Here is an 11,636-nt window from a genome sequence, read left to right as displayed (position 1 = left end):
GTTCAATCTAAATTACTTTTTGCTTTACGGTTTGATTTAGCTTTATTTTTACGACGATTTCTTTGCCAATATAAATAAAACCCCGTTATAGATAAAAATACAGGGCTTAAACCTAAAATACACCAAATTACTTTACTTGAAAGACCCGCAAAATAACCAAAATGCAGTTTTCGAAAACTATCTAATGTCACTGTTAAAGCATCGGTTTGCCTGATGTCTTGAGACATATTTAGAATGCCTGAATGTTTATCAAAAGAGACTAAACTACCATACTCACTATGTAAGGGGTTCAGGCTATCTACAACACCATAAAAAGTGATATCTAAGTTGGGTTCAAAGGGTAACACTAAATAAGTTGCAGTGAAGGAGTCGATTAACTGTGAACTGGTATGTTTCAGTTTTTCAATTGATAATTGCTGGTTATGATATGGTGCGTTCATAATGACAGGCTCTTCAATGATATGTTCTGATACTTCATGTATTACAACAGATGCGTTCCAATAAGCCCCGGTAAAAGCAAGAATTAATAAAACAGGGGAAGATGCAATGCCTATCATTTTATGCAAATCACTGAAAAATATTTGTTTTGCTTTACTTAAACGTAAAGTAAAGAACTTCAACCAAAATTGACGATATAAAATAATGCCACTAATAGCTAAAAATAAAAAAATCAGCGCGATGACAAAACCAACAAATGCACCTTTTGTTGCTAGCAATAACTGATAATGTAAGTCGAGTAACCAGTCTGTTAAATCATGATCTAAATTGACGGGCTCTGATAAAATATTGCCTGTATATTGGTTGATATAAACCTTTTTCCAAATATTATCCTGATGGCGAATAATATAAGCTGTATCAGTTCTAGCTTGATTATTGCTAATGCCATCAAATATTTCCCAAGTACCCACTTCATAGTTAGGGAATTTACTTTTAATATTACTAATCAAATCATCTAAAGATAGACGAGGGGAGGTTGGTAAAACGTTTACTTGCATTTTTTTGGGCATTAGCACCGTATCAATTTCAACTTTAAAAACTAAGATACTGCCTGTTATACAAATTATAATTAAAGGTAACATGGCTATTAAAGCTAAATAAGAGTGCCATTTAAAGATTTTTTTTCTCATCTGGTTTACCGTTTCAATAATAAAAAAAGTGATACAGATAATCTGTATCACTTGGTATTAGCTCTGAGGGAGCAATTCCATAGTCAGTGGAATGAGTTATAGCTGCCAACTTAACGTTGCAGTGTAATTAACCGGCGCGCCGTAATATCCTTGTGCCCAATATAAACTATTTATGTATTTTTCATCAGTCACATTATTTGCATTGACAGAAACAGATACTTTTTCGTTAATATCATATTCGGCCATTAAATTAATAACACTGTAAGCATCTTGATGAGTTACAATTTTTTGTCCCGCGTTTGCATGATCTTCAGCTACAACACCTTGATCGCGAGAAATATCGTCTTGCCAGCGCATATTCATACCTATGCTAAGACCTGAAATAGATTCAACTTGATAAGTGGCCGCCATTTTTAATAAACGACTTGGCGTATAGTCACGAACGACATCATCACCAGAGATATTAAAATCAGTTAAACCTATGCTTACTTGTAGTCCTGGATAGAGCTCTCCAGCAAGCTCTAGTTCAAAGCCATCACTGCTAATGCCATCTAAGGCAATATATCTATGTTGATCTTTTGGTTTTTCTTCTGTTAAAGGGTCTAATTGTGCTAAGTTAACTTGTTCTACATCAAAGTAAGCAAAAGAAGTGATCAGTTGACTATCGAAAAATTCACTTTTTAAGCCTATTTCTTTACTTTTTCCTGTAACAGGTTTAATAATCTCATCATTGATATCTAGTTCTTCTTGCGATAAAAATGTTTCGGTATAACTACTATATGCCATCAATTGAGGTGTAATTTGATAAACAGCACCTAAATAAGGAATAAACTCTTTATCTGAAGCATCTTGTACTTTGTTGTATGCAACGCCTTCTGCATGCCAGTCGTTGTAACGACCACCAGTGATCACATGTAAATCGTCTACTAAATTAAATCTCGCTGTAAAATAAGCCGCTTTTTGTTTTGCAACGACATCACTGCCATTTAAACCATCCTTAAATGTTGGTTTAACCGCATTTCCATCCCATACCGCAAGATCAGGCATTGCAGGAAAACCATGACCTGTTGTGTAGTCATATAAAGATGAATCAATATAACTGGTTTTTGCGTAATTAATACCTGTTACTAGTTGATGTTCACGACCAAATAATGCAAATTCACCACTGACATATGCATCAAATAAATCATGCTTATCATCTAAATCGTACTCACTGCCATAACCTGTTAAACCTAAGCCTGTAGCTTTATCTGGCGTACCATAAACATAAAATAATTCGGTATCTTCATCTGTGGTTTTATGTGAATAAGTAGCTCGTAGTCGCCAATCATCATTAAAATAGTGACTCAGCTCTAATACCGTATTGTTTTTTGTTACTTGCCAGTTAGACCAATCTGCAGATGTATTAGTTGAAACATCATAATTTGTTGCACTGCCGTCAGTATAATATAGCGGTAAAGCCCCCCAGTTATTACCTGTTGCATCATTATCAATAAAGCTGTGGCTGATAGATAAATAAGTATTATCTGATAAGTCTGCACCAATAAAAGCATAAGCAATGCTCTTATCTTGCTGGTATCTATCTAGGTAAGAATCTTTCTTTTGTTTTACAGCAACAAATCGCGCACTTACGCTATCTGTTAATGGTGTAGATGCATCTAACTCTATGCGTTGATTATTCCAAGAACCTACCGTGGCATTAACACTTAACTCTGTATCTAAAGTAGGGCGTTTACGAATAAAATTAATGGTTGCAGATGGGTTACCAACACCTGTCATTAAACCATTTGCACCACGTATAACTTCGATACGTTCATAAATCGCAGTATCTTCATCGGCATGATTATTACCTGAGGTAAGCGGTAAACCGACACCATCGATTTGAAAGTTAGTAATATCAAAGCCACGAGCTGTATAATAAGTACGATCAGTTTCTATGCGTTCCACATTCACACCGGTAGCAGAATCAAGTGCAGAGTTAATATCTTTTAATTGGAAGTCTTGCATTTGTGCACTAGTGATCACAGATACTGATTGTGGTATTTCAATAATAGATAAATCCAATCGAGAAGCTCCGCCGACTTCATTGGCAGCATAACCTTCAATATAAGTACCTTGTACATCTATTTTTTCGATATTTTCATCAGCTTTATCGTTTGCCATGCTAGATGTAGCAAATAAAATTGAAGCTGTAATCAAACTTAAGTTATATGTTTTCAATTGTTTCATCCCATTATTGAAAAGTTAAAATTGGCTAACTTTTTGTTGTTCTATGTAAAATTCAGCGATAGAGTAACGGCTCGAAATACAATTGTAAATAAAAACCATTATCAATTACATTAACCATCAAGGTTATAGGTACAAGACTAACAAACGTTAACTTTGAAATAACAATCAATAAACAAAATAAGACGTTATAATTTTTGATTTATAATAAATTAATTTCTTTTAAGGGTTACTTCAGAAACTAATTACCTAGAGATTGAGAGTTGAAAGGGATTATATTTATGATTTACGGTAGTTCGGATCTGTCAAACATCGGGGAGCTACTCTGGGGATAAAAAGACTGAATCCATTTTATTAAACTCTTCAGGATCTTGTAATTCTGCTCACTATTGATAGCGACCTTTACTTTTTATAGAACAGATTTGTTAAATGGGTTAATTCATTCACATCTATCATATCGATATTTTTCTGTACTTTAAAAACATGTCTCACCTCTGTATCAAAAACACACCTTTAAGTATAGCTTTCAAGCACGAGTTTCATATATAAAAATGAAATTTATCTAGTAAATAAAATTTAACCTTTTGCGTTTTACTACAATAACTTAAACTCAGGTATCTCTATTTTAAATAGACAGGAAAATTTATGCTGAAATTATCAGCGATACAATTATGTTCATCACCTAATGTAGCAGAAAATCTAATATCAATTGAAAATCAATTAAATGTCTTGATAGAAAGAGACAAGAAATGTAAGCATATTGTTGCTTTACCTGAATGCTGTTTATTTTTTGGAGGCAAAGAAACACAACAGCTGAATTTGGCACAGCGAAATGATAGTAAGGAATATTTAACGCAAAGTCTTGCTAGGCTAGCAAAACAGTATCAAATCACATTGGTCGCGGGCACAATTCCTGTATTAGCACCTTGCGGTAATAAGTTTTTCAATTCAAGTTGTGTATTTTCACCAAAAGGTGAAATATTAGGACAATATAATAAGATCCATCTATTTGATGTTGCTGTAGATGATAACAAAAACAGCTATTTAGAGTCTCGCTATACACAAGCGGGAGACTCTATCACTGTGGTACAAACGCCTGAAACAAATATAGGGTTAACAGTGTGTTTTGATATAAGGTTTCCTTCTTTATTTCAAGAGTTACGCTTACAAGGCGCTGATATTATAACTGTACCAAGTGCTTTTACTTGTGTGACAGGGAAGGCACATTGGCAGGCATTATTACAAGCTCGTGCCATAGAAAATCAAGTTTATATAGTTGCACCTGCACAAGAAGGCATACATAAAAATGGCCGCGAAACTTGGGGGCACAGTATGATAATAAGCCCTTGGGGTGAGATACTTTGTTCTTTAGAGCAAGGTGAGGGGATTATTACAACAGACTTTAAACAAACAGAACTGACTACCATCAGAAAAAACATGCCAATACTGATACAAAATCAATTTAAGACATATTTAAAGACGTAATAATTACTTACACTTTGTTGTTGCCATTTGTGGTAAATATTACTAAAGTGATATCAAAATGATATCACTTTAGTTTTAAGGATGTATAAAATGAAAGAAAAAGATGGATTCTCACTCAATGGTTATATTGCGGTTTTAAGTATTGTTATAATTTCTATTTTTGCCTTGGCAAGCGCAGTCAACAACCCTGCCTGGCTATTATTACTAGGTATTGATGCAGCCTGTTTATTAGGTTTATTTATGGTTCAGCCAAACCAAGGGCGCGTATTAATGTTATTCGGAAGTTATGTCGGTACTGTTAAAGCGCCAGGGTTAAGATGGACAATCCCTTTTTTTATCCGAAAAAATATATCATTAAGATTAAGAAACTTTGAAAGTAGCCGAATTAAAGTTAATGATGCTCATGGTAACCCAATAGAAATAGCCACTGTGGTTGTTTGGTCAGTAAAAGATACATACGATGCCACATTTGAAGTTGATGATTACGCCATGTTTGTGAACATTCAAAGTGAAGCAGCACTGAGAAATATGTCTAGCCGATATCCATATGATCAGCAAGATAGCAATGAAACAGCATTAAGAAGTGATCCTGAAATTGTATCTGAAGCACTCAAAGTTGAAATACAAGATAGATTAAATAAGGCGGGTGTGAAAATTCATGAAGCACGAATAAGTCATTTAGCGTATGCGCCAGAAATCGCAAGCGCCATGTTACAACGCCAGCAAGCATCTGCGATCATTGCTGCGAGACAAAAAATTGTTGATGGTGCGGTTGGTATGGTAGATATGGCACTGACTCAATTATCACAACGAGAAATTGTTGAACTCGATGAAGAACGTAAAGCCGCTATGGTGAGTAATTTACTAGTTGTATTATGTAGTGAAAGAAATACGCAACCTGTTGTTAATGCAGGCTCTCTTTATTAATGTTTATAAATAAAGGTTTAAATTGTGGCCAGTAAAAAAAGCTATCCACTACGAATTAGCCCAGATGTTTTAGCCGCAGTGCAAAGATGGGCTGATGATGAGTTAAGAAGTGCCAATGCACAAATAGAATATATATTACGGGATGCCTTAGTTAAGTCAGGGCGAGTAAAAATAGTGCAAAAAGTTATCACTGAACTAGAAGATAAGACACAAGAAAAAGATTAGTGCTTTAAGTCCGCTGAAATTGTTTAATGAATTTAGTGGACTAACGATAACTACTTACTAAACTTTAAATTAAGGTTTAGTAAGTGATATTTTTCATATATGCGTAATCTTTTGTTCTTGTTATTTTACTTCTCATATATTGAAACAAGTTTGGCACAGGTCACTACGCTGCCGGTAAAAGAGTCGATAGATCATATCGCGTCAAGTATAAACTGGATGACAGAAGACTACCCTCCTTATAACTATATAGAATCAGGAGAAATTAAAGGCATTTCAGTAATATTGATCAAGAAAATATATTCTAATTTAGATATCCAGCCTGAGTTATTAAATCTAAGCTTATACCCATGGGCTAGGGCGTATAAAACATTACAACAAGACAAAAACAGCTGTCTGTTCTCTATGACACATACTCAAGAGCGTGCTGAACAATTTAATTTTATAGGTCCGATCATTGATACTCGAATATCCTTGATCTCTTTATCAGATCGGAATTTAGCAACACACCCAAAAGCACTCACAAAAATGCGCATAGGCGTTGTAAAAAATGATATTGGACATCAACTATTGCTTAAAAAAGGTATGTCTGAAAAGCGCTTTGTATTTTTATCGACAGGCTATGAAATGGTTAAAATGTTAGCCATGGGCAGAGTTGATATAATCGCGTATGGTGAAAACATTGCAAAGTTTCAATTTGGGAAAGCGGGTATTTTGCCATCCCAATACAAAGTGATATCAGTACTTAAAAACTCTCAACTAGGCTTTGCCTGTAATAAGCAAGTGCCTAAACCTTTTATAGAAGCATTGCAAAAGTCGTTAATGAAAGTAAAAATAGAAGAATTACAACAATTTAACCAGACTCAGTAGAGGTTTAACTAAAACTGATATTTCACACCTAAATAATAATAAGCACCATTAAATCCAAAAGGGGCAGAACGTCGAGAGTAGGTAAAAACGCCTTCACTACTGACTATAATATTACCTTCACTGTCAATTATCGTACCCGCATGAGAGTTACCTATTTTATTTTTATCTGGGTAAATATCAAAAATATTATTTCCGCCAATGCTAAATGACAAATTTGCATTAACTTGGTAATTGACTTGTAAATCAGTCAGTATTTTTTCTCCGTAGGTTTGCGTGCCGCCATCTATTACAGTGTATTCCCCGTAACGGTTAAATGCTAAATTGAATGTAAAATCATCTACTTGGTATAATGTATTGAGGCTAACTCTATCTTTTGGCTGCCACTGGGTGATAATAGAAATAGACTGCTGCGAAAAAATATCTTTAGGTGCGATATTACCTAGCGCACTATTTTGTGGTGTAAATACATTATCAACTTGCGTATCTGTGAAATTTGCAGCAAAAGTTAAATCTAAATTACCATAGAGAAGTGGAGCATTATAAGTTGCAATAATATCTACACCATGTGTATGTGTATCTGCACCATTTAAAAAAAATTGTGCAGCACTTACACCTGAGGTTTTTAAAGTTGCATCTAATGTTGATGATAAACCTTGGCCTAATGAATTACTCAATACAATGCGATCGTCGATATAAATAGAATAAAAATCGATTGTGAAATCAATTAAATTATTAACTTTAAGAACCGAACCTAAACTAAAATTAGTCGCTTCTTCTTCTTTTAATTGTGGAATTGATAACGCTTTAGCTAAAAAACTGTCATTTCTAAATATACCAATTTGTTGAGCTGATTGGTCACCGCCATCTGAATTACTAAAAAATTGTGTGCTGATATTATCAGTATAAAGCTGTTGCATTGAGGGGGCTCTAAACCCTGAACTGGCAGCACCACGTATTGAAACTTTATCAGAAACACTCCAATTAGCAGCCAGTTTAAAGTTGGTACTTTGACCAAACTCTCTGTAATCATCGAATCTTAGCGCACTGCTCAAAAGCAATTTTGGCGTTATTTGTGTTTCTATATCTGTATAAAAAGAAACAACATCTCTTATTTCATTAACGGCTTGCCCTGGTGCTGTGCCGATAAAACCTTGAGTGCCAGCTAAAGCGTCAGTTTCAAATAGGCTATTTCCTAAATTATCTGTATCATAGTCTTTATAAGCATATTCATCGCCGGGAAGTACTTTAAACTCATCGGTTCTAAATTCAGCTCCCATTGCCAAAGAAAGAAAATCAAATTCATGGGTAAAATCGAAATTGATTGTTCTCAAACTCAGTGATAACCCATAGGCATATGCTTCGCTTGGTAGGCTTTGTCTTATCTGTTGTGCTGTTAAGTTTGAGGTATATTGCAGTGCGTTAGCATATGAAGCATTGATTGAATCGCGCGTTGTATAATCTATGGTGTTTTCACCATAGGTATAAGATAGGTCAATAAACGAATTATTACTAAAGGTATTTTGATAACCGAAATTATATGAAACATCTTTAATTACTGAATTAATTTTAGGTAAAAATCCAGAAGGAATAACTGCATCATTATCCTGTAATTTTGGGTTAGAACTTTGATTCGCGTTGTGCCTAAAAAAAGCAGCTGATTCATTATCCCGATGAGAATAAGTAACAAAACCATAAAACTCTCCTTGATCGACTTCATAAGCAGAGTTTATTGTAAGCCCTATTTGTTTTGTGTCAGTATCACCAATCCGAAAGGTTTTTCTGGCAGCATTATGCTCTCGAAAATTGTTTGAAAGTTTAATATTAGCATTAATGGAAGAGCAACCTTCAAATTGACACGAACCATGTAAACCAGCGCGGTTAGTTGGTTTCGCATTTTTTATATCTAAAGTAGCAGTTAAAAAACCAGAATCATTTAAATTAAAGCCTCTAGATAAATTAAGATTGATATTATCGCCATCACCTAAGGTATACTTTCCTAAAGTTAAAGCAGATATGCCACCTTGTGAAATATCATTTAGAACAATATTAATTACACCTGCGATAGCATCAGAGCCATATTGTGCGGCAGCCCCATCCCTTAAAACCTCTATTCGTTTTATTGCTGATACAGGTATCGCATTGATATCTGTACCTGCAGTGCCGCGACCAACAGTAGGATTAATATGTATTAAGCTTGCTTGGTGGCGTCTTTTGCCATTTATCAGTACTAAAGTTTGATCTGGCCCTAAACCTCTGAGTGTTGCGGGGCGAAGTGCGTCGGTACCATCACTAATGGCAGAGTTAGAAAAGTTAAAAGAGGGGGCAATAGTTTGCAATATTTTACCAAGTTCAGTTTGACCAGTATGATTCAAAATATCATTTGTTAAAATATCTACCGGAACAGGTAAGTCATCGGCTGAACGCACGGCGACTCGGCTACCAATAATTGATATTTTTTCAGTTGGTTCGACTTCTTCTATTATATTGCTTGCAGCAATAGGAATTGTTTTTAGAATATCATTCATTTGCGCTATTTTATCATCAGCACTAATGGTCACCTTGCCAGTATCTGTGATTTGTGCGCGTAAGCCTGAGTGTAATAAAAGTTGGTTTAGACCTGCTGCAAAAGAGTAAAAGCCATGAATGTCATTAGCATGATATTGTTTAGTTAATTCAAAAGAAAAAAGAATGGTTTGGTTTGATTGTTTGGCAAAGGAAATTAAAGCTTTATCGGCACGTTGCTTTTTTATGTCAAACTTTAGCATGGTTTGTGCAAAACATGCGGGAGCAGCAAAGATTAAAATTAAAAAAAGTTTAATTTTAAATTGCATAAAAAACGTATAGATATGAGATTTGCATACAATAGCGTTTAAAATACTAAATAGCAAAAAAGCCTCAAGAGTTTAATTATTATTTGTAATTAATAATCTATGAAAATGGCACAAAATGCTAGAGGTACAAAAGTAAATAACCTGTAAAGTTACAAAAACACTTCATCATTTTTAAAATGAAAGTAACGCTGGCTTTACAATGGGGTATTCTAAACCTCGATAGTACTCAATTGTATTGTTTTGTTTGGTAATTTTATAAACTGAATATTTAAATTATCAGAAAGTGATTGCAGTAAAGTGTCGATATCTCCAGATTTAAAATAACCAGAAATTTTTAAATCTGATAAATTATTATCAGTAAATTGAAACTGAATATCATTATATCGAGATACTTCGTTTAAAGCTGTATTTAAAGGTGTAGCGTCAAAAATAAGCATTCCTTGCTGCCATGAAAGCTCTTTTTGAATTTGATCCAACGAAATTTTACTTATTTGAGTATTGTGAGTAACGAGTGATTTTTCACCCGAATTAACAACCAAACCTGCTAGTTTATTATGCTCTAAGCTTTTAAAGCTAGATATAATATTATCTAACCTTTGGTCGATAGTATTCGTATCACTGATCAAAACTTTTCCTTCAGTAACGACTAACTCTAAGTTATTAGTATCATTCTTCTGGACATTAAAAATAGTGCCTAGCGCTGTGAACGATTGATCTTCAACACTGACCGTAAATGGTCTATCTTTATCTTTGGCAACATCAAACCGAGCTTCACCTTTTAATAAAGAAATTTGCCTATGACTTTCTGTAAAAGCGACTTGGATTTGGCTATTAGTATTTAATCTAATACTTGTACCATCAGTTAATGAAAAACTGACTTGCTCACCAATTTTTGTTTGGTAATCTTTAATTTGTGCAATATGTTGGCTTGAAGTTATAAATGGCAATGAAATATCAGTAAAGATTAAAGACGCACTAGAAAGCATAATGACTGCAAAACTTGCTGCCATAGCAATTGGCGCAAAACGTTTTTGTTTACTTTTAGTTTCTAAAGGAAATAAATCACTTAGTTCATTTAAAACCGACAAATCATCCCAAAGTTTAGCTAAATTAAACAAAGCATTTTTATGTGCGTCTGATTCTTTTAACCAAATTGACAGTGTTTTTTGTTCATCAGCTGTTAAACCTCGATCCATGCGACTGATCCAAAGGCTGGCATGCTCTTGAATTGTTTGCTTACTGCTAAATTTGGTGACTTTTGCCATTTATGAACTCTTTTTACCTTTAGATAGTGTTGAATAACTAGCCATTTTATCATTCGCTTGCTGTTCTGCCCTTGCCATATATTCAGAACAAGTGAGAAGCCCTTTTGCTACGTGTTTTTCAATAGTACTTTCACTTAAATTTAAATAGTCAGCTATTTCACGTTGGCTTAAGCCATATACTTTTTTAAGAATAAAAGCTTTTTTAACACTTCCTTGTAAGTGATCTGTTGCCTTGCAAAATAATAAAAAACGTTCTTTACTTTCAAATTCGTTTTCAAAATTCTGTGTTATTAATTGGACAGGTGGCTCGCAAGAATCCTCTAATGAATCTTTATATTTATTATCCCATTTTTGAACGTGATTAAGCGCGAGGTTTTTTGCTGTCTTTAACATGTAGCTACGGGCATATTGTATTTCTTGTTTTAAATCTGCTTCGTAGCTCTTTATGAAAGTTTCTTGAACAATATCTTCGATATCTTCAGGGCGGACTATTCGGCTAATGTAGTAACGAATATTGGCTGAATAATTAATAAAAATGTCAGTTATTTTATTTCCCTTAGCCATAAACCTTTTACTTTTTATTTTTTATGAAAAGCCAGTGTAGATCGAATTTTGTGAGAGCTCAATAATAAATAAATAATTTCCAACTTAGATAATACACGCTTTGAAGATAGCCTATTGAT

Annotated in this window: 9 protein-coding genes; 4 read left to right on the top strand and 5 right to left on the bottom strand. The window is 34.2% G+C overall.

Annotation, left to right across the window (positions count from 1 at the left end; translation table 11 throughout):
- Positions 1–2: 2 nt before the first annotated feature.
- Positions 3–1,127 (bottom strand): PepSY-associated TM helix domain-containing protein, encoded by a 1,125-nt coding sequence (locus KO527_RS15740; protein ID WP_216041241.1) that lies wholly within the window; start codon positions 1,125–1,127, stop codon positions 3–5.
- A gap of 96 nt (positions 1,128–1,223) precedes the next feature.
- Positions 1,224–3,356, bottom strand: a complete 2,133-nt coding sequence (locus tag KO527_RS15735; RefSeq protein WP_216041240.1) for a TonB-dependent siderophore receptor — start codon at positions 3,354–3,356, stop codon at positions 1,224–1,226.
- Between the two features lie 645 nt (positions 3,357–4,001).
- Between KO527_RS15735 and KO527_RS15730 the strand changes: the two genes are divergently transcribed.
- From KO527_RS15730 to KO527_RS15715, 4 genes are all read left to right on the top strand, one after another.
- Complete coding sequence (locus KO527_RS15730; protein WP_216041384.1) at positions 4,002–4,838, top strand: carbon-nitrogen hydrolase family protein; 837 nt, start codon at positions 4,002–4,004, stop codon at positions 4,836–4,838.
- Positions 4,839–4,928: 90 nt separating this feature from the next.
- Positions 4,929–5,765, top strand: coding sequence for an SPFH domain-containing protein (locus tag KO527_RS15725; RefSeq protein WP_216041239.1), 837 nt, complete (start codon positions 4,929–4,931; stop codon positions 5,763–5,765).
- 24 nt (positions 5,766–5,789) lie between these two features.
- Positions 5,790–5,990 carry a hypothetical protein gene (locus KO527_RS15720; RefSeq protein WP_042143207.1) on the top strand — a complete coding sequence of 67 codons (201 nt, stop codon included), beginning with the start codon at positions 5,790–5,792 and terminating at the stop codon, positions 5,988–5,990.
- Positions 5,991–6,140: 150 nt separating this feature from the next.
- Positions 6,141–6,857: a transporter substrate-binding domain-containing protein gene (locus tag KO527_RS15715; protein WP_216041238.1), complete on the top strand. Its 717-nt coding sequence runs from the start codon at positions 6,141–6,143 to the stop codon at positions 6,855–6,857.
- An 8-nt stretch (positions 6,858–6,865) separates the two neighbouring features.
- Here the strand turns inward: KO527_RS15715 and KO527_RS15710 are convergent, their stop codons facing one another.
- From KO527_RS15710 to KO527_RS15700, 3 genes are all read right to left on the bottom strand, one after another.
- The gene (locus KO527_RS15710; protein ID WP_252733797.1) at positions 6,866–9,622 is read right to left on the bottom strand and encodes a TonB-dependent receptor; all 2,757 of its coding nucleotides are present in this window, start codon (positions 9,620–9,622) and stop codon (positions 6,866–6,868) included.
- 275 nt (positions 9,623–9,897) lie between these two features.
- On the bottom strand, positions 9,898–10,953 hold the full coding sequence (locus KO527_RS15705) for a FecR domain-containing protein (RefSeq protein WP_216041236.1): 1,056 nt from the start codon (positions 10,951–10,953) through the stop codon (positions 9,898–9,900).
- Positions 10,954–11,517 carry an RNA polymerase sigma factor gene (locus tag KO527_RS15700; protein ID WP_216041235.1) on the bottom strand — a complete coding sequence of 188 codons (564 nt, stop codon included), beginning with the start codon at positions 11,515–11,517 and terminating at the stop codon, positions 10,954–10,956.
- Between the last annotated feature and the right edge of the window lie 119 nt (positions 11,518–11,636).

Source organism: Pseudoalteromonas sp. C2R02, from assembly GCF_018860845.1.
GTDB lineage: Bacteria > Pseudomonadota > Gammaproteobacteria > Enterobacterales > Alteromonadaceae > Pseudoalteromonas.
This window is presented reverse-complemented; position numbering and strand designations above follow the sequence as displayed.

Bases quoted from the DNA above. Each gene is read 5' to 3' on its own strand.
- KO527_RS15740 (WP_216041241.1), bottom strand. From the start codon at position 1,127: ATGAGAAAAAAAATCTTTAAATGGCACTCTTATTTAGCTTTAATAGCC.
- KO527_RS15735 (WP_216041240.1), bottom strand. From the start codon at position 3,356: ATGAAACAATTGAAAACATATAACTTAAGTTTGATTACAGCTTCAATT.
- KO527_RS15725 (WP_216041239.1), top strand. From the start codon at position 4,929: ATGAAAGAAAAAGATGGATTCTCACTCAATGGTTATATTGCGGTTTTA.
- KO527_RS15710 (WP_252733797.1), bottom strand. From the start codon at position 9,622: ATGCTAAAGTTTGACATAAAAAAGCAACGTGCCGATAAAGCTTTAATT.
- KO527_RS15705 (WP_216041236.1), bottom strand. From the start codon at position 10,953: ATGGCAAAAGTCACCAAATTTAGCAGTAAGCAAACAATTCAAGAGCAT.
- KO527_RS15700 (WP_216041235.1), bottom strand. From the start codon at position 11,517: ATGGCTAAGGGAAATAAAATAACTGACATTTTTATTAATTATTCAGCC.